The 18039-nt window shown below is 60.2% G+C and carries 14 protein-coding genes and 4 pseudogenes; 8 read left to right on the plus strand and 10 right to left on the minus strand.

Translation table 11 applies throughout. From position 1 onward, the window contains the following. Nucleotides 1-357 precede the first annotated feature (357 nt). Nucleotides 358-651: pseudogene (locus AC1DDS_RS25060) on the plus strand (chromate transporter); the annotation flags it as partial. A gap of 91 nt (nt 652-742) precedes the next feature. On the opposite strand, the gene AC1DDS_RS25065 reads toward AC1DDS_RS25060, so the two are convergent. The 4 genes from AC1DDS_RS25065 to AC1DDS_RS25080 all read right to left on the minus strand — a co-directional run bounded on the left by AC1DDS_RS25065 (nt 743) and on the right by AC1DDS_RS25080 (nt 4662). After that, entirely contained in the window at nt 743-2287 is a 1545-nt protein-coding gene (locus AC1DDS_RS25065) for a DHA2 family efflux MFS transporter permease subunit (RefSeq protein ID WP_477481331.1), read from the minus strand. Next, nucleotides 2271-2777, minus strand: coding sequence for an isoprenylcysteine carboxyl methyltransferase family protein (locus AC1DDS_RS25070; protein ID WP_477481332.1), 507 nt, complete (start codon nt 2775-2777; stop codon nt 2271-2273). Before AC1DDS_RS25070 ends, AC1DDS_RS25065 begins: the two co-directional genes overlap by 17 nt. Beyond that, nucleotides 2774-3826, minus strand: coding sequence for a type III polyketide synthase (locus AC1DDS_RS25075; RefSeq protein ID WP_477481333.1), 1053 nt, complete (start codon nt 3824-3826; stop codon nt 2774-2776). Before AC1DDS_RS25075 ends, AC1DDS_RS25070 begins: the two co-directional genes overlap by 4 nt. A 293-nt stretch (nt 3827-4119) precedes the next feature. Further along, nucleotides 4120-4662: a YidB family protein gene (locus AC1DDS_RS25080; RefSeq protein WP_477481334.1), complete on the minus strand. Its 543-nt coding sequence runs from the start codon at nt 4660-4662 to the stop codon at nt 4120-4122. A 438-nt stretch (nt 4663-5100) separates the two neighbouring features. Between AC1DDS_RS25080 and AC1DDS_RS25085 the strand changes: the two genes are divergently transcribed. From AC1DDS_RS25085 to AC1DDS_RS25100, 4 genes are all read left to right on the plus strand, one after another. After that, nucleotides 5101-6336 carry a DUF2254 domain-containing protein gene (locus AC1DDS_RS25085; RefSeq protein ID WP_477481335.1) on the plus strand — a complete coding sequence of 412 codons (1236 nt, stop codon included), beginning with the start codon at nt 5101-5103 and terminating at the stop codon, nt 6334-6336. 499 nt (nt 6337-6835) lie between these two features. Beyond that, nucleotides 6836-7444 (plus strand): GNAT family N-acetyltransferase, encoded by a 609-nt coding sequence (locus AC1DDS_RS25090; protein ID WP_477481336.1) that lies wholly within the window; start codon nt 6836-6838, stop codon nt 7442-7444. Between the two features lie 893 nt (nt 7445-8337). Beyond that, nucleotides 8338-8841, plus strand: a complete 504-nt coding sequence (locus AC1DDS_RS25095) for a DUF4262 domain-containing protein (RefSeq protein ID WP_477481337.1) — start codon at nt 8338-8340, stop codon at nt 8839-8841. A gap of 477 nt (nt 8842-9318) precedes the next feature. Next, complete coding sequence (locus AC1DDS_RS25100) at nt 9319-9774, plus strand: VOC family protein (protein WP_477481338.1); 456 nt, start codon at nt 9319-9321, stop codon at nt 9772-9774. Here AC1DDS_RS25100 and AC1DDS_RS25105 read toward each other — a convergent pair. Both AC1DDS_RS25105 and AC1DDS_RS25110 read right to left on the minus strand, forming a co-directional pair. Then, nucleotides 9771-10482 (minus strand): annotated as a pseudogene (locus tag AC1DDS_RS25105) (response regulator). The gene AC1DDS_RS25100 and the pseudogene AC1DDS_RS25105 overlap by 4 nt on opposite strands. A 1-nt stretch (nt 10483) precedes the next feature. After that, entirely contained in the window at nt 10484-11524 is a 1041-nt protein-coding gene (locus tag AC1DDS_RS25110; protein ID WP_477481339.1) for an alpha/beta hydrolase, read from the minus strand. Nucleotides 11525-12121: 597 nt separating this feature from the next. Between AC1DDS_RS25110 and AC1DDS_RS25115 the strand changes: the two genes are divergently transcribed. Both AC1DDS_RS25115 and AC1DDS_RS25120 read left to right on the plus strand, forming a co-directional pair. Continuing rightward, nucleotides 12122-12748, plus strand: coding sequence for a cysteine hydrolase family protein (locus AC1DDS_RS25115; RefSeq protein ID WP_477481340.1), 627 nt, complete (start codon nt 12122-12124; stop codon nt 12746-12748). Nucleotides 12749-12787: 39 nt separating this feature from the next. Beyond that, nucleotides 12788-14107, plus strand: coding sequence for an epoxide hydrolase family protein (locus AC1DDS_RS25120; RefSeq protein WP_477481341.1), 1320 nt, complete (start codon nt 12788-12790; stop codon nt 14105-14107). A 238-nt stretch (nt 14108-14345) separates the two neighbouring features. Here AC1DDS_RS25120 and AC1DDS_RS25125 read toward each other — a convergent pair whose 3' ends face one another. From AC1DDS_RS25125 to AC1DDS_RS25140, 4 genes and pseudogenes are all read right to left on the minus strand, one after another. Next, nucleotides 14346-15005 carry a VOC family protein gene (locus AC1DDS_RS25125; protein WP_477481342.1) on the minus strand — a complete coding sequence of 220 codons (660 nt, stop codon included), beginning with the start codon at nt 15003-15005 and terminating at the stop codon, nt 14346-14348. Between the two features lie 88 nt (nt 15006-15093). Beyond that, nucleotides 15094-15408: pseudogene (locus AC1DDS_RS25130) on the minus strand (SDR family oxidoreductase); the annotation flags it as partial. An 82-nt stretch (nt 15409-15490) separates the two neighbouring features. Next, a pseudogene (locus AC1DDS_RS25135) lies at nt 15491-15856 on the minus strand (SDR family NAD(P)-dependent oxidoreductase); the annotation flags it as partial. 65 nt (nt 15857-15921) lie between these two features. Next, on the minus strand, nt 15922-17214 hold the full coding sequence (locus AC1DDS_RS25140; protein WP_477481343.1) for an epoxide hydrolase family protein: 1293 nt from the start codon (nt 17212-17214) through the stop codon (nt 15922-15924). Between the two features lie 458 nt (nt 17215-17672). Between AC1DDS_RS25140 and AC1DDS_RS25145 the strand changes: the two genes are divergently transcribed. Then, a partial coding sequence (locus AC1DDS_RS25145) for an alpha/beta hydrolase (protein WP_477481344.1) occupies nt 17673-18039 on the plus strand: 367 nt, incomplete at its 3' end.

Below are 18039 nucleotides of genomic sequence, written 5' to 3' on the forward strand. Positions count from 1 at the left end.
GATTTCGCTCATGAATGGCTCATCGGCACCCCCGCCGACATGAGCCTTAACCCCGGAAAATTCCAGCTCCCGCTGGCCCAAATTCGGGGTGCACGCCATAACCCCGGAAAATTCCAGCTCCCGCTGGCCCAAATTCGGGGTGCACGCCAGGGGGGGGCGGAGCTTACTTCAACATGGATTCAGCGGGGCAAGGTCACCGGTATGGTCGGCTATTTCGGAGGGCGGGGGGCTTGTCTCGTTCGAGGCTGGCGAAGGACACAAATCGGGATCGGGCTAGGGTCCGTGCTCGCCGAAGACATCCCGCCCCACGCCAAGCCCAACTTTGCATGGTCACTGAAGATTTCCGGCGCTCTGGCGGCGCTTTGGCTCATCCCGGTGGCGGCGCTGATCCTCGCGCTCGGCTGGGACAACGTGTTCTCGAAAATCGACCTCTTCTTCAGCCAGATGACCGCCGTGACCTTCGGCGGAGCGTATGCCGTCCTCGCCTACGTTGCCCAAGCAGCGGTGGAAAACTACGCCTGGCTTCGTCCGGCGAAATGCTCGATGGCCTCGGTATGGCGGAGACTACACCCGGTCCTCTAATCATGGTTCGTCGGCTTCCTGGCTGGCTATCGCGATCCGGAGAGGTTGTCTCCGCTGTCGGCCGCGACTCGGTCGGCCATCGGCCCCCAAGCAGCCACTCGCGACTGAAGATGGTGGGTGCCGGAGCCTCACGCTCATGCCGAATCCTTTGCGGATGTGATTATTCTGCCGGACCGACGGGTTTCGCGAAGGGCAAGCACAGCATTGCACAAGCCGTCAGCATCGCAACAACCATCCATGCCTCGTTGATTGCCTGTACGGTCGCGGCCGTCTGCAACAATGGAGCGAGCAACGCCATTGTCGTTTCATCCAAACCATCCTTGTGTTCCACCATTGCTTGCAGCGGAACACCGATGAATGCGGCCACATCCGTGTCGCCCGCCTGCAGGCGCTCCAGAAGCGCGCGCCCGAGGGGCTCAGCGCGGGTATATATGATCGTGTCAATCAACGCGATGCCGATTGCGCCACCGAGATTCCGCATCAGGTTAAACAGCCCGCTTGCATCTGGAACCTTGTCCACCGAAAGTGTGCCAAGCGCCAGACGTGTTGGTGGCAGAAGACAAAACATGATAGCGACGCCGCGCACGACCTGCGGCCAGAACATCGCGTCGTAGTCGGAGCGCGGGTCCTGAAAGGCGCTCATCGCAATGCCGATAGCAAAGAGCATAAAGCCCGCTGCCGACAGCAGACGGGCATCCAGTCGTTTCTCCAAGGCGACAGCTATGGGGGCTGTCAGTAACTGCGCGATCCCGGTTATCAGCATCGTCATGCCGATTTCGAATGCATTGTGTCCTCTGACGAAGGCGAGAAAGACCGGCATGAGATAGACCGAGCCGAACAGCCCGATGCCGAGAATGAAGCTGAGGATCGAGCCTGCCAGAAAGTTCCGATCGCCGAAATTGTTCAGCTCGACAAGCGGGCGTGCGCGATGCGTGGACCGCCAAACAAACGCCACTCCACCAACGACAAAAACGCCCAGCAAAGCCGCTACATAGGACGACGTCCAGCCGCTCGTGGGCGCCTCCTTCAGGGCAAGCTCCAATGAGGCTAGACTCATGGCCATCAGAACAAGAGACACGCCATCAAGATGGCGAAGTTCAGAAACCTCGATGCCTTGGCGCGGCAGAGAACGCACTGCGACCACGGCGGCAAGGATTCCCGGAACAACATTGATCAGAAACAGCCAGTGCCAGGAATAGGTCTCTGTCATCCAGCCGCCGACGACAGGCCCGACGGTAGGCGCGAGTACCGCGAGCACACCGGCAATCGTGGTAGCGATGGCCTGCCGCTCCTTGGGGAAGAGGATGAAGACGGCCGAAAAGACCGACGGGATCAGCGTTCCACCAGAAAAGCCTTGCAAAACGCGCCATGAAACGAGGCTACCGAAACTGCTACTCGCCGCGCAGCCGGCCGATGCAATGACGAACAGGGTCAACGACAACACGAACAGCCAGCGCATCGTCAGGAACCGAGTCAGAAATCCGGTCAAAGGTACAGCGACGACTTCGGCGATGAGGTAGGCGGTCTGAATCCAACTCATCTGGTTGGGACTGATATCGAGAGCCGACTGGATGGTTGGAAGCGAAGTCGCAACCACCTGAACATCGAGTATGGCCATGAACATTCCGAGGCACATCGCCATAAAGCCCGTCCACACCAGGACAGGGCCACTGGCAGAGTGCCTAATCTCAGACCTCTTCGGCATGGCTCAATCCTGACAGGGCTGCGTTCTCTGCCCTAATCCGTATTGTCACCATCAGAGCGTTGACGATCGAGAAGAGGAGCGCGTAGCGCGAGAGGCCAAAGCACATCGGTAGAGCTGCAATCTCGCCTATCACCACAACGTAGTTCGGGTGCCGAAGGAAACGATAGGGGCCGGCAGTCACAAGTCTCTCTCCCGGCACCACGATGATCCGCGTCGTCCAGCGCCGGCCAAGCGTCGACAAGGTCCAAAGCCGCAAGATCTGGAGTCCTGCGAACAAGGCCAGCCATTCCAGATGCAGCGGCGTGTTCCACCCGAGAAACCAGAGACCGGCGAGCCACGTGGCATGCAGAGCGACGATTGCCGGGTAGTGCGACGCCCCCACCTCAACAGCTCCGTTTTCCAAAAGGGCATGGGTATTGCGTCTGGCGAGCCAAAGCTCTCCCAGCCTTTCGAAAGTCACCGCCGTCAGGAGCAGCGTAGACCACATCATGCCGCGGCCTTCAGGGACACGCAGCTCAAGGTGAACCCAGGTCCCATAGCAGTCAGTAACGTGCGGCGCGGCAATCCAGTTGAGATAAGACGATCCAGCACGAACAATGCCGTTGGCGCGGACATGTTCCCATACTCTGACAGCACATCGCGCTCATGGTTCAGAGTTCCCTGACCAAGTGACAATGCGGTCTCCAGGGCATCTATGATCTTCGCGCCACCCGGATGGCAGGCGAACCTGTCGATGTCCTCAAGTGTAAGTCCCGCGCGTTCCAGGATCGAAACTAGCGCGGGCTGAATGTTGGCCTCTGCGAAGGGCGGTATCGCGCGGTCGAATATAACCCCGAAGCCCTCCGGATCGACACTCCAGCCCATGACATCCAGCGTGTCGGGCCATGTATGCTGGCCGCTCATTTCGACCTCAGCGAGGCCGCCCTCGGTCGCGCTCAGGACACAAGCGGCGGCACCGTCACCGAATAGCGCCGTGGCGACGATGTTGGCTTTCGTCAGTTTGTCCATCCGAAATGCCAGCGTGCAGGTTTCGACCGCCACAAGCAGCACCACTGCCCCCGGACGGGAGGTCGCCAGTCGCGAGGCGATCGACAATCCCGAGACGCCGCCGGCACAGCCTAACCCGAAGACAGGAACCCGTTCGACATTGTCGCGGAATCCCATTTGCCGGCTTACCCGTGCTTCCAAACTTGGTGTGGCAATGCCGGTCGACGACACCGTCACGATGGTATCCACATCGGCTGCGGTTGTGCGTGCCAAGGCCAGTGCGTTGCTGGCCGCAGAGACGAACAAGGCGCTCGCCCCTTCGATGTAAGCATTGTTCCGTTCGACCCAGCCTGTCGTGCGCAAGTACCAGTCGATTGGACGCACGCCAAAGCGCCGACGAATCCCCGAACTTTCGAAAACTTTCGCGAGCCGCTCAAAGTCGGCAAAGCGAGAGGAAAAAGCTTCATGCGAGGCGAGTGCCGCCTCACGCTGGTCAATAACATACGGCGGCACGGCCGTGCCAATGGACCAAAGCTTTACGGACTGTGCCATCGACCATCCTCCGAACCGCGCTTCAGGGGCTTGGGCCCGCAGCGCCAAGGCAGGCCGATAGGGAAACGCCGTGATCTCTTGGAAGTTGCACCCTCGCAATGATTGAGTAGGCTCAACCAGGGCTTCGAGATGATCCGGCGCGCCGAAGTCCGCGACCCATAAGGTTGGCCGCATCGTTGGATTCGCAGCGCCTGAGCAAGGAGTCAGGAAAGCTATCAGCCTTCCTGACGCACGTGAGCGGAGGTACGTCGATCGCGCGAGGGCGGCCGTTGGATGCCCGCCTTCCTGAAACCCTAGACGATCTGTGGCTTGATCGGGGGAACGGACGGCTGACTTTTCGGAGCCGGGTCATCATTATCCTCCGGCGGAAGCTTGCCCTCCGGCGTCATGTCGTCAACCGCCGTCGGCAGGTCCCGGCTCAGGCGACTGAGAATCTCCTCAGGTGACAGGCCAGTTCGCGAAGACAGGTCGTCGAGTACCTCGGGTCCGAGAACTTCCGAGAGCTGACGGTTGTCGATGGCCTCGTTCTCGCCTGGCTTGACCCAGGACTTCGCCGTCTCCCCTTGACCTTTTTGCTCAAACTGACGCAGCAAATCGCGGAGTCCTCCAGCTAACCCCCCGCCTGTGGCACCACCGCCTAACAGTTCTCCGAGTCCGCCGAGGTTCCCACCAGAGAAACCACCAAGCAGGTCACCCACGCCTCCCGATGGCTTTCCGTCAGGACCTGGCTGCGGAGGATTGCGCAGACCTCGAAGGATTTCCGCGATTTTGTCGCGATTCTGATAGCCCGCCACGGCGAGCACGCCCAAAAGGGCTTTTAACGCGTTGCTTGCCATTTCGCCTTCCTTTCCTGGTGAGACATTTCCCTGGCCTCCGAAGTCAGCCGCCAAGCCCAGGCGGCCACTGAGCCGAGTACAAATGCGAACGCTCCGCCCGCCTGTCGAGGGTCGGGGAAACGGCTAGGACGGGTGATGGTTCCGCACCGTTAGCTTTAGCGCGAGTGCCGTTCGGAGCAATCGCCAGGTTTCGTCCGCATAGCGGCCATCTCCCAGCCGCAGCGATCGACCACTTTTACCATTACGAGAGTTGAAATAGCCATTATTTATCAGCAGGTTGAGTAGCAATCGGTGGTTTTTCTACCTAAGGCCGCTAAGTTGGGAAGGGTCACAGCTTGTCTGGTGCCAGGATGTTGGCAAGCAAGAGACTGCGACGCATGCCAATGACTGACGGCTCGTCCCGTTGAAGCATCTGTTCCACTCAAATGAGGGCCGCCTGTGCGCTTCCTTAGGCTGTTTTCCAGACGACGTGCGGGCCTTTGGTTCATTCCGCTTTCTTGTGTGTTGGCCGGCGTTGCCTTATCGTTCGGCACGATCGCGATCGACCAGGCATACGACTATAACCTCGTGCCGCAATGGCTCAGTGGTGGGCCGGATGCGGCTATCGAAATCTTCGGAACAATAGCGGCGTCAATGGTTAGCCTCGCGGCGCTTGTGCTGACAATCACGATGGTTGTCGTGCAACTCGCCATGGGCCAATTCTCTCCTCGGATCGTCCAGCGCATCCTTCAGGACAAGCCAAGTCAGCTCGCGATTGGCATTTTTGTGGGTACGTTTGCCCACGCCATGCTGGCGCTCCGCGAGGTGCAATCCGACGAAGGCGTGGTTCCGGGCGTCGCGGTACTGGTCGCTTTCATACTGGTAGTGATAAGCATAATGGTTCTGGTCTGGTATGTTGATCATATCGGGCGTGCCCTTAGAGTATCGGCACTGATTGAGCTTGTCGGCAACGATACGCGCAAGCTGCTCGACCAGATCTATGCGGACGTTGGCGCTACAAACTCCGACGGGTCGACGATCCCCGCTCCCACATCGGGGGTGATCATCCGAATAGACCACGACAAGCTGGTCCGAGTTGCCAAGGCGGGCGGCTGTGTGCTCACGCTGCGGCCGGCACTGGGCGAGTTCGTGCCGGCCGACGCCCCACTTTTTGAGATCACCGGAGACGGGGCGCGGCTTGACGTGAACGCAGCGATGCGCTCCATCGAGTTCGGACTTGAGCGCACCCTTGACCAGGACATGGCCTATGGTCTGCGACTGTTGGTTGACATTGCTGAACGGTCGCTGTCGGACGGGCCCTTCCAGGATCCGACGACGGCGGTACAGGCCATTGACCGGCTGCACGATTGCCTTCGTCAACTGGCACCGCGTCCTTTTCCAGATGGCCGATACCGCGACGAGGCAGGCGAGGTGCGCCTGGTGACGTCGTCGATGACTTGGGAAGACTACGTTCACCTTGCCTTCGATGAGATCCGAATTGCTGGTTCAGGCTCGCCACAAATTGCACGACGGCTGCGCGCTGCCATAAAAGACCTGCTCGCTGTCGCTCCGCCCCAACGCAAGCGCCCGCTGCAACAACAACTCGACTTGCTGCGGTCAGGGGTCGGGGGTTCGATGAGTGAGGCTGTGGACCGGAATAATTCTTTACAGGCAGACCCAAGCGGACTCGGCTGATCAGGGATGAAGGTTGCATCAAGGTCGATATCTCGCGCCGCGTATACGCCCCAATACAAACCTGAACGCGCCAGATTGTCCTTGCGCGGATCGGACACACCGGTAAGCGTGCCGTTTTCCCATCACGACCTGCCCCACCCAGCGGTGCATTCCCAATTTCTAATGCGGAGCCTGTGAGAACCGAGAGTCAGCGGATCCGACGATCCTTTCTCAGCCTATACGGCGATCACGCGCGAATAGCTTGAAGCCGATTGTGGGAATTTTACCAAGCCTATTATGATAGAGACGCTTTTGAGCGAGGAGGACATCCCAATGCCGACGTCGCGAAAGATGCATGCGAATATGTTCAGCCTATCGTGGTTCGCATCCTCCAGTCCTACTTTGAGGCCAATGAGGTCAGAAGGCTGACGCTCGGAATCGAACCCCGTTCATCCTAGCTTGAGGTAATTGAGGAGAGACATTGCGTCCTCTAAATACCGAGAAATTGAGGACCTCTTCGATGCTCGTGGACTACGACCTTGGAAATCTGAGATACGAGACTTGTTTCAGCAAGCATGCGGATGCGACAGAGGCCTTGGACTTCGCTGTCACGCTACGAGGTGCTGTCGGCAGCGATACCATTGCGCCTTCCTTGGCAATTCTCAGGGGTTTCTTGGTCCAGCCTGGCCACTTGCCCGAGAGGCAGGACGCTTGGTACCTCGACGTTTTCGACAGGCCTAGTCAGCAGGCTATGATGGCGTTCCACATCCTTGCTGATGACGCCAGCCTCGTTAGACGAGCGTTGGAGAACGACGTGCTTTTTGAGGCCCTCGGCTCGGTTGCGTGCATCGAGCGTGTGTGGGTTCATTCGGATCTGCGCGGCCGAAAAATCGCGTTGCGTCTTCTGCGAGAGGCGCAACATGTGCTTAGTCGAAAAGGACTCCTTGCCATCATAAAAGCGCACCCAGACGGGATGCCTTCGACATTGGACACGCTTAGATTGGCCGCATACTATCAGTCCGAGATCTCCCTGAGACTTCGCTCGGTATGTGAAGAAAAGTACCCAGGCTGGCTTATCGGAGCATGGGAAACGCCGAAAGCCTATCCTGGAGACAAGCCATTCACTTAGCGTTACCAACAACAGCGGGGGTGCGGTTAGATGAGAACCGCACCCCTTTGCAATCTAATAGAGGCCTGCTTGGCGGTACGCGGGCGAGGATGCGCCCCCTTATCGGCCGTTCGCGCTAGTGGTCGCCGTGCCGGAAGCAGCCGGTCGGAACGCATGGGGCTGCCGAGATGCACGCGCTTGTTCGCGGGGCCGTCAGACAAGTCGCCCGTGCCGCACCTTGGGCTGGAAACCGACATGCTCGCGCTCTGCGTCGAGGAGTGTCTCAGCCATCCCTGCGGTTTTCGGTACGCCCTCGTTCGGATTTCGAGAGTCTGATCTAGATTGTCTCAGCGATCTACAACATCTCGAAGCGATCTGGTTTTGGGATGTCGCGCTGAAGAATATAGATGCGCTTTACACGCTGCCGCAGTTGCAATTTTTTGGCGTGCACCCAGACCGCCCGGCCATCGATTTTTCTCGCTTGCCGACGCTGAAGTCATTGGTCTGGATCTACAAGCCTCAGGACAGGGGCGTGAATGAGCTAACGGCATTGGAGTATCTGTCGCTCTGGCGGTTTCAACCGAAAAGCAAGAGCTTCATTGGCCTCTCGCTCCCGGCTCATGTTGCCGAGCTCGAGATCTCTTGGGCCGATCCCTCGACGCTTGAAGGATTGACGCCCAATGCCAACCTTCGACGGCTAACGATTAGCCGATGCCGCAATCTGGAGAGCTTGGCGCTGCTCCCCGAAATTGTACCCGTCGCTTGTACATCTGGTTGTCGAGGCGTGTGGCCGGATTTCGCGCGAAGAAGGAAAGCGCATTGCGGCTCAACTTCCCTCACTCAAACATGCATATGTCGGGACACTGCTGACTATTGGATCAGATTTTTAACGGTCCTGAAGGTACCGTCCTCGCATGATCACCACCTTGGATTGGCCGAACGACGAACTTGACCACGCCGAGCGGTCATTTGTCGGGAACATTCGACAGCATGGCTGGCTGCGCACGGCGGCCATGGCTGAAGATGGAATGCCGGGCTTCTCCTACACAACGGGTTTTGTGCTGAGCGCGGGCCAACCTGAGCTCATAATTTTCAGCACCGACGGCGAGGTCGCCCATGAAATGTTCTGGGTTCTCTTTCGTCGCGCAAAAACCGGGCGCAGCTTGCCCATTGGCAAGCGTACCGCCGACGTGTTTTCCAACCTGCCAGCCTACGCCTTTCTCGTCGCCAAGCGCCACCACGCCAATTATCTGGGATGGAGCCGCTGGTTCTACCGGGGAGACGAGTTCAGTTGCCTGCAGATCGTTTGGCCTGACAGAGCTGGCCTCTTTCCGTGGGAGCGCGGTTTCGACCCAGTGTTTGCGTCAGACCAGGTCGACCTCACCGAGCGCGGGTGGGCCGCCGAGATCGCCGATTAGAACCTGGCTGTGTGATGACCGGACAGCGCACGAATGTTGGGCCCACCAGTTCTGGCTGATTTCTCAAGCGCAGAGTTGCTTAGTTCCACGCCGGCCGGGTCCGCGAAATGGCTGTCCGCTTTTTCGCACGTTGAGCCAAAAGGCGGACGGTCTGGTTTCGGCAACCGCCATCAGCCGCGACCGGGAATTATTTCCGCTTCGCGCCCTCGTTTCGGTCGTTGCGGGAACTGTCCGCACGCCTGCAAGCAGACGCTGGGACCATTGTGACCGGCGTGCGAGCCACCGCCGCGGCAATCGCGGGCGAAGCTGCAATTTGACACAGACCGGGGCCCCACTCGACTCATCAAATACGGGTCCGTAACCAAGCGGTCGCTCCTTGCTCCGTGTCACGGAGCTTTGCACCAAGTTAAAAATGAATGTATCCTGACGAACCTATTCTGGCGAACCGAGACTGCCACATCCGAATTGGAGGCGTCGATGAACCCGGTACAGGTCGAGCAGAAAAGCTATCAAATGCCGCCGCACGATGGGTTCACCGTCGCACACTTTCTCACCGTCGCCGACATCGAGCGATCGCTTCGATTTTACGAGATGGTCTTTGGAGGTCGCATTCTGAGCAAAGGCGACAGCAGGGGCGCGCCGGGGTACATCCAGATCGCGAACACGTGGCTCATTGTCAACGTGGGGGGCGGTCCGACGCCCGACAAACCGTCGGTAACGCTCAGCGTCCCGGCCGATCCCGATGCGGTCAACAGCTTTATGAATATCCGCGTTGCAGATATTCAAGCATGCTATGAACTATGGCGAAGTCGAGGGGCCGAGTTTATCACAGAGCCGAAGGACAAGTACCGCGAAACACGGTGCTACATCCGCGATCCTGATGGTTATATTATAGAAATTGGACAAAGCAAGCAGGGCGTCGCTTACGGCTAATCGGCACGACAATTCAAAGCATCTGTGGTGACCGCATAACTCCGGCGGATCGGCCGGGCAGCGCCTTGCATGCGGTCAGCATTGGCGACGTCGACACTTCGCACGGTCTTGATGTAGGCCGGTTCGCGCGCATCATCGCCAAGCCGCTGGCGCAGCCGGCTGGCTGGTCGGGGTTAAGGACACGCTGCGGATGGTCGATGAAGACGCGCAGCAGGCGGTATTCGGCTCCGCTCAGGGCGATCGCCGTCCCCTCCCGGTCGAGAAGGTGGCGGGCGACAGTATCTAGCCGCCACTCTCCGAAGCTCAGCAACTGGCCAGCCTCGCTGATCTGAAGTTTGGCGGCAGCATGCGCGTGCGTCTCAGCACCGCCTTGATCCGCGCCAGTAGTTCGCGGGCCGCAAAGGGCTTGGCCAGATAGTCGTCGGCGCCCATTTCGAGACCAAGGATGCGGTCAATCTCGTGGCTACGGGCCGTCACCATCAAGATCGGCGTCGACTTGTGCTTTCCAGCGCGCAGCTCCCGGCAGAGCATGAGCCCGTCATCAACTGGCGTCATGAGGTCGAGCACGATAAGATCAACTGTGTTGGCGTCGAGGAAGGCACGCATTTGCCGGCCATCGGCGGCAATGCTGACCCGTAGCCCATTCTTCTTCAGATAGGATGACAGCAGTTCGCGGATTTCGCGGTCGTCAGAAAAGTGACGTGGCATCTCACATCCGAGCGACGTCGAGCACGGCCTGGGCAAAGGCCTGCGGCGCTTCCTGCGGCAGGTTGTGGCCGATGCCGCCGGTAATCGTACGGTGCTCGTATTTTCCGCTGAACTTCTTGGCGTAGACGGCGGGATCGGGATGGGGCGCACCATTCGCATCCCCCTCAAGAGTGATTGCCGGAATGGCGATCATGGGCGCTTCCGCGAGCCGGCGCTCATATGCATCGTATTTTGCTTCACCCTCCGCAAGGCTGAGCCGCCAGCGATAGTTGTGTATGGTGATGGCGACATGGTCCGGATTGTCCAAGGCCATTGCGGAACGCTGGAAGGTCGCGTCGTCGAACTTCCACGTGGGCGAGGCCGTGCGCCAGATCAGCTTTGCGAAGTCACGTGTATTGGCCTGATAGCCGAGACTGCCCCGTTCGGTCGCGAAGTAGAACTGATACCACCAGGCCAGTTCCGCTGCCGGAGCCAACGGCTTGCGGTTTATCGCCTGGCTGCCAATGAGATAGCCGCTCACCGACACCATGGCCTGACAGCGCTCGGGCCAGAGCGCAGCCATGATGTTTACGGTACGGGCGCCCCAATCGTAACCGGCGACGATCGCCCTTTCGATGCCGAGCGCATCCAACAGCGCGATCATGTCGTCGGCAAAAACGGACTGCTGCCCATTGCGCGGTGTGTCTTCGGAAAGGAAACGGGTGGCGCCATAGCCGCGAAGATAGGGCACGATAACTCGATAGCCCGCCCCGGCAAGAACCGGTGCCACATCGACATAGCTGTAGATGTCATAGGGCCAGCCGTGTAGCAGCAGCACGACTGGGCCGTCGGCCGGGCCAGCTACAGCATAACTGACATCGAGCACGCCGGCCTTTACCTGCTTGACGTCTGCAAAGTCTGCATGTGCCCGCGTCTTGGCCGCGGCGGACACAGCGTCGGATTGCGCATTCGCGAGCGCGGCGACGCCGAATTCGGCTGCGGCTACGGTCAAGGCGGCAAGGCCGAAGAGGTGGCGGCGCTGGTGATTGATCGCGTCGGACATTGGCTCTCCCTCCTTTGCAGTGAATATGCTTCAAGGATAGCAGGCCGCATGCATCCCCGATATGTCCCGGGCAATTTACCTTGTATGCGGAGGTGCCATTCGGTCGCCCGGGTACATTCGCTGGGCTGACGGCGCGCTCCGCGCCGATCGCTATGCATGTGGATGGCCCCGTGAAGGTCGTGTGGATACGCGAGGAGGATATCCAGCACGGCATGTATCGGCCCTATTGGTTCGACCGAGTTTCCGCAGGGCTAGGCGAAAATGGAAAGCCGCGGGGACGCGGGGTCTCGCTGCAGTTCGCATTTGGCAGTTCAGGACCGCGTTGTTTGGAGCCGCCTGCGCTTGGGAACCCCAAGAGTCTTGCCGCCGGCAGCGCAGCGGCTCCGACAGTTGTGCTCGTGCATGGCGCCTTCGCCGACGGTTCGTCTTGGGCCAAGGTCATCCCGCCTCACTATCGTGCGGAACAATCGGTCATGAGTGCGCTCTCAAACCAAATAATCCGGATTAGGGACTTTCCTTCGCTGTCGTAGCGGCCGAAAATATAAAGTCTCGTGGAACCAATGCGACCTGTCGCGTTGCGGCCCAGGGAGATGATCAATGGTTGACCTCACGTACTCTCGCGAGAGGACCGCGCTCCTCCTCGTCGATCCGTATAATGACTTCCTGTCCGAGGGCGGGAAGGCCTATCCGAACATCAAGCCCATCGCTGATGAGGTGGGTCTTCTTGACAACCTTCGCCGGTTGGACCGCGCTGTGCGATCGGCGGGCATCCAGGTGGCTATCGTCCCGCACCGGCAGTGGGAGCCGGGCGACTATGAGGATTGGAATCATCCAAATCCCACGCAACGACAGATCATTCACCGCCACAGCTTCGCGCGCGGTGAATGGGGGGGCGAATGGCACCCCGACTTCGCGCCCAAGCCTGGCGACATCGTCGCCAAGGAGCATTGGGGACAAAGCGGCTTCGCCAATACCGATCTGGATCTTCGGCTGAAGCAAAAGGGGATCACCCATGTGATCGTGGTCGGACTACTGGCCAACACCTGCATCGAGTCCACCGCCCGCTTCGCCATGGAGCTCGGCTATCACGTGACGCTGGTGCGCGATGCGACGGCCGCCTTTTCGCATGAAATGATGCACGCGGCGCACGAGCTGAACGGCCCGACTTTCGCCCACGCAATCCTGACGACAGCCGAACTGATCGCAGCTTTGCCCAAGGCATGACACTGCCGTAGGAGCTCCATCGACCTGAAAGGAAGGACAATGAGACGGACCCACAAGGGCGCCATGTCAGCGACATTGTTATCGTCCACACGGCGCCAACTGCTTACCGCGACGGCCGCCGTCGGGGCCATCAGCCTGCTTCCCGGAACTCTGCGTGCTGCGGTGACAGGCGATGCAATCCGCCCGTTCCGCGTCAACATTCCTGACGAGCAGCTTGTTGATCTTCGGCAGCGCATTATGGCCACTCGCTGGCCCGAAAAGGAGACGGTCGCTGATCAGTCACAGGGTGTGCAGCTCGCGACGATCCAGACCCTCGCGCGCTATTGGGCAACGGATTACGATTGGCGCAAGGGCGAGGCCAAGCTCAACGCCTCTCCGCAATTTATCACCGAGATCGACGGCCTGGACATTCATTTCATCCACGTCCGTTCGAAGCATGAAAATGCATTGCCGCTCATCGTCACGCACGGATGGCCGGGTTCGGTCTTCGAGCAATTGAAGATCATCGAGCCGCTGACCAATCCTACAGCGCAGGGTGGGAACGCATCGGACGCTTTCCACCTCGTCATCCCGTCGATGGCGGGCTACGGTTTCTCCGGCAAGCCGACGTCCACCGGCTGGGGACCCGAACGAATGGCCCGAGCCTGGGCAGAACTGATGAAGCGCCTCGGCTACAGCCGCTACGTTGCCCAGGGCGGCGACTGGGGTGCGTTTGTTGTCGACCAAATGGGCTTGCAGGAACCTGCGGGACTGCTCGCCATCCACAGCAACATGCCCGCCACCGTTCCCGCGGACGTCGACAAGGCACTTCAGGCCGGCAATCCGCCTCCCGCAGGTCTGTCTGCCGAAGAAGAACAGGCGTATCAACAGCTAGTTAGAACTTTCAAGCAAGTTGATTACGCGAGATACATGGCGTCGCGCCCGCAGACCTTGTACGGAATTGCGGATTCGCCCGTTGGCCTCGCCGCCTGGCTCCTCGACCACAATGACGCCGACGCACAACCGGCTGCGGCAATCGCCTCGGCTCTGAACCGGACCGCGAGCGCCACGGGCGAACTGACGCGTGACGAGATCCTCGACGACATCACGCTGTATTGGCTGACAAACACCGGGGTCTCAGCGTCTCGTCTCTATTGGGAATACAAGGGCGGCTTCTTCAACACCAAGGGCGTTTCCATTCCGGTGGCCGTGACCGTCTTCCCTGGCGAGCAGTATCAAGCTCCGCGGAGTTGGACGGAGCGCGCGTATCCCAAGCTCATCTACTACAACAAGGTCGAAAAGGGTGGCCACTTCGCGGCCTGGGAACAGCCGATGATTTTCGCCCAAGAACTCAGGGCGGCGTTTAGATCGGTGCGCTGAGCTGCAGGAGGGACGTATCCTTGCCCCAACCTATATCCAGTTTGGGGTCCGCTCCAGCGGTATAGGCCGTGGGTGCGCCCGAGGGCACCTTCGAGATCCGCTTCCTTGATCCCGGCGTTGAAAGCTACGGCTTCACCTTTGGCTGTCATATTACGGCGGTCAGCGGCGGCAGCATCTGCGGCGCGCGTGGCCCTCTGAGAGATCAATCGCCCCGCGCAGGCCTGTGCGGGCGGACCGCCTAAAGCGGCAGCGGCTTGCCGGCCTGCTCGGCGACCAGGAACTCGGCGTACCAGATCGGCCAGTTCTCATCGCGGTGGCCCCCACTGCGTTTCTCATGTTGGCCATGTGCGGCGGCTGCACGTTTGAGCGCTGCCTCGAGCTCAATCGCCGAGATAAACGTCGTGTCGCCCTCATTTACACGTCCAGGCAGTCGCGCGGTGATTTCCTGGAGCAACCAGTTGTTGCCGTCCGGATCGCTGAAGGTGGCGAATGAATTGTAGCTGCGCCGTTCCGGGTCCGCGCCGCTGACGGTGGGTCCTCCGATGGCGGTGCGATGGAACACCTCGCTGACGGCGGCACCGCGTGCGACGAGCGCGGCGCGCGCCGCCTCGATGTCAGACACGATGAGATAGAGTCCTTGGGCCGATCCCGGTGCGGCCGACGTTACGCCCTTGCCGAAGTGGATCGAACTCGGAGAACCCGGAGGCGTGAATTGCACGACCCGAAACTTGTCCCCCGAAGCAAAGTCGGCATCGAGCCGCCAACCCAGTCCCTCGTAAAAGTGTTTGGCGCGATCGACATCCGTAACAGGGATGGCGACGACCTCGAGCTTCAAATCAACAGTCGGTAGTTCCTCAGGGTTGGTCTTGGGGTCACTGATTGTCGAAGTGCCACTCATGTCGATCTCCTTAGTCTTGAATGAGAATGGTAACGGCAGTGGGAGCAATGGATTGCGCGATGGTTTCTTCGATGCCTGTCTCAATCGTTCATCGGGAAACGAGCTGCTGGCCGCCGTCGATGTCATAGGTGGCACCCGTCAATGCGGAGTTCGTCATGATATGAACGGCCAACGCGGCGACATCTGCTGGTCCCACGAGCCGCCGGATAGGAAGCGTCGAGCGCAATTCGTTGCGCCTCGCGTCGAGGTCCTCGCCCAGCAGGGAGGCCGACAATGGCGTGTCGACGAAGCCTGCTGCAATCAGATTGACGCGGATCGGCGCGAGCTCGAGCGCAAGGCTTGCGATGAGGGTCGGCATCGCGACGGTGACAGTCGAGACGATTGCGAAGCCAGGCTTCGGGTGGCGCGCGCCCGTGCCGCCCCATGAACGTCACGGATCCCAACGGCCGAATCTTCACTGATGCGCTGCGTGCGACATTAATTGCGAGCAGCAAATGCTGCGTAAGATCTCGGCGCGCCTCCTCCGGCAGCATTTCGAGGGGAGGCCGGTAGTGGGGAGCGCCGGCGGTGACCATTACATGATCGATCGTCCCCGGTAGATTCTCGAAAAATGACTGCAGTGAGGTCGCATCGTTAGCGTCGAATGCGGCGATGTGCTCAATGCCGATCGCACGCGCCGCTTGCTCGAGACGCTCGCGATCGCGTCCGGTGATGAAGACATCCGCGCCTTCTGCTCGAGCGCGCCTCGCAGTTTCCAGCCCGATACCGGAACTGCCACCAATGACGACAACAGTTTGGCCTCGCAGCTCCCGTTCGCGCTCGTTGTGTTCGGCGTTGATTGCGGGTGACATTGGCTCCTCCAATCGGTGGTGAGTTCAGCCAACACGAGCCGGCGACCCAGCTCATCTCATTCTGATTACCGCAGTGGCCGGAAGGCCGTCCTCAGCTCAGCAGAGAAAAGCTCCGGCTCCTCCCACGCGGCGAAGTGGCCGCCCCTGTCTGCCTCGTGGAAATAACTGAGGTTGCGATAGGCGCGCCGGGCCCAGGTCTTAGGGGCCTGGTAGCTCTCGCCCGGGAAGACGGTGATGGCAACCGGGAGCGAAATGTCGGACGTCTTCTGCGCCGCCGCAAAGATCGGGCTGGCTCCGGCGTGCTCCCAGTAGAGCCGTGCCGCCGAGGTCGCGGTGCCAGTCACCCAATAGAGCGTGATGTCATCCAGCACCTCATCCGGAGACTTCTCGGGATCGCTGCTGTCGTATGTCCAGTTCGAGAAGCCGGGGTGGCCCAGCATCCACGCTGCGAGCCCGGCAGGCGAATCCATTATCGAATAGCCGATCGTTTCAGGCCGGCTGCCCATCATGACGGCATAGGACCGGTTGCCCTTCCGGGCGGCTGAACTGAGTGCGTCAAACGCTGCCCGTTCCTTGTCGGATAGCCCCGTAGGTGCCGGTCCGCCGGCAGCGAGCACTGTGGCGATCTCCGGCGGCACGACCGCCGGCAGGTTGATATGAATGCCTAGTAGGCCGCCCGGGGCTTGGCGCGCCATGGCACCGGAGACGGGAGAGCCCCAATCGCCGCCTTGGGCGACGTAGCGGCTGTAGCCGAGGCGGTTCATCAGCTCTATCCAGGTCTTTGCTATGCGGTCGACACCCCAGCCGGCGGCCTTCGGCTTGCCGGAGAAGCCGTAGCCAGGCATCGATGGCAAGACGAGATCAAATGCGTCCTCGGCGGCTCCGCCATGCGCAGTCGGATCCGTCAGCGGGCCGACCGCCTTGAGAAGCTCCAGCACGGAGCCAGGCCAACCATGCGTCATGATCAGCGGCAGGGCCTCGGGATGCTTCGAACGGATTTGGATGAAGTGGATATCGTGGCCGTCGATTTCGGTCATGAACTGTGGCAGCGCGTTCAACTTGGCCTCCGCCTTGCGCCAATCATAGCCGGTGCCCCAGTATTCGACGAGCGGCTTGAGCTTTTCGAGCTGGATGCCCTGTGACTGGTCACCGACGGTCTCGCGCTCAGGCCAACGTGTGGCGGCGATGCGTCGGCGAAGTTCATTGAGCTCGGCTTGCGGGACGTTGACGGTGAAGGGGCGGATCGCCTCCTTGGCCAGTGCGCCGCGTCGTGTTCCAGGGAGCAAGCTTGTGGCAGCAGCGGTAGCTGCGGCGGCTAGTAGCTCGCGGCGGGTGGCAGAAAGCGATGCTGTCAACATGACATCCTCCTGCTCTATTAGGTCAGGTGCAGTGGACAGATCGTGCGGCAGGCGCCGAAAATTGTCGATTCAAGTTTCGCAGCAATCATCAATGTCGCCGATCCAGGAAATCGACGTTTCAAAGTGGTGTTCTTGCGGACATGAGTATCAGAACTGCTCGCCGGCGCAGGTTGCGGCCGGTATACGAAAGCTTCCTGGTATCCGCGTTCGCAAATGTGAGTCCCGCATATTTGCGCGACGTGCTATATTCGGTTCGGAGCCTGGAGGGGCGCATGCCAAGTGTTCTTGCAGTGGCGAAATAATGGGCGGGCTCGGATTGCGTGGGAAACTGCCCGATGTCTAGCCTGCGCCGCACCGAACTAACAGGAATGATCGGATCGCTCAATGGTGCAGCATCTGCATCATTGTGAACACCTCGCGAAGGTCTGAGGACGGTCGGATAACACCGGGAGAACCTCATGAGTCGGCTCGAGCCTACCACACAAGCCTTCATAGATAGCCTTGCGGCCGCAACGCCCATCTACACGCTCTCGCCCGAGGCCGCTCGCAACGTTCTCGCCGACGCACAGAAGTCGGTGTCGGTTAAGCTCGCGCCCGCGCGCAGCGAGGACCGTGTCCTCAATGTCGGCCCCAAGGGGCGCACCGACATCCGGATCTATCGGCCGGAAAGCGGCAAGGGCCCGCTGCCCGTGGTGATCTACACCCACGGCGGCGGCTGGGTGCTGGGCGACCGCGAGACGCATAGCCGGCTGGTCCGCGAGCTGACCGATGGAGCAAACGCAGTCGTTGTGTTCGTGGACTATGATCGCTCGCCCGAAAGCCGCT

The organism is Mycoplana sp. 10N416 (assembly GCF_056394765.1).

Excerpts from the sequence above, each read along its gene's own strand:
- AC1DDS_RS25065 (WP_477481331.1), bottom strand. The coding sequence starts at position 2,287 with ATGCCGAAGAGGTCTGAGATTAGGCACTCTGCCAGTGGCCCTGTCCTG.
- AC1DDS_RS25070 (WP_477481332.1), bottom strand. The coding sequence starts at position 2,777 with ATGATGTGGTCTACGCTGCTCCTGACGGCGGTGACTTTCGAAAGGCTG.
- AC1DDS_RS25075 (WP_477481333.1), bottom strand. The coding sequence starts at position 3,826 with ATGGCACAGTCCGTAAAGCTTTGGTCCATTGGCACGGCCGTGCCGCCG.
- AC1DDS_RS25080 (WP_477481334.1), bottom strand. The coding sequence starts at position 4,662 with ATGGCAAGCAACGCGTTAAAAGCCCTTTTGGGCGTGCTCGCCGTGGCG.
- AC1DDS_RS25090 (WP_477481336.1), top strand. The coding sequence starts at position 6,836 with ATGCTCGTGGACTACGACCTTGGAAATCTGAGATACGAGACTTGTTTC.
- AC1DDS_RS25095 (WP_477481337.1), top strand. The coding sequence starts at position 8,338 with ATGATCACCACCTTGGATTGGCCGAACGACGAACTTGACCACGCCGAG.
- AC1DDS_RS25100 (WP_477481338.1), top strand. The coding sequence starts at position 9,319 with ATGAACCCGGTACAGGTCGAGCAGAAAAGCTATCAAATGCCGCCGCAC.
- AC1DDS_RS25110 (WP_477481339.1), bottom strand. The coding sequence starts at position 11,524 with ATGTCCGACGCGATCAATCACCAGCGCCGCCACCTCTTCGGCCTTGCC.
- AC1DDS_RS25115 (WP_477481340.1), top strand. The coding sequence starts at position 12,122 with ATGGTTGACCTCACGTACTCTCGCGAGAGGACCGCGCTCCTCCTCGTC.
- AC1DDS_RS25120 (WP_477481341.1), top strand. The coding sequence starts at position 12,788 with ATGAGACGGACCCACAAGGGCGCCATGTCAGCGACATTGTTATCGTCC.
- AC1DDS_RS25125 (WP_477481342.1), bottom strand. The coding sequence starts at position 15,005 with ATGAGTGGCACTTCGACAATCAGTGACCCCAAGACCAACCCTGAGGAA.
- AC1DDS_RS25140 (WP_477481343.1), bottom strand. The coding sequence starts at position 17,214 with ATGTTGACAGCATCGCTTTCTGCCACCCGCCGCGAGCTACTAGCCGCC.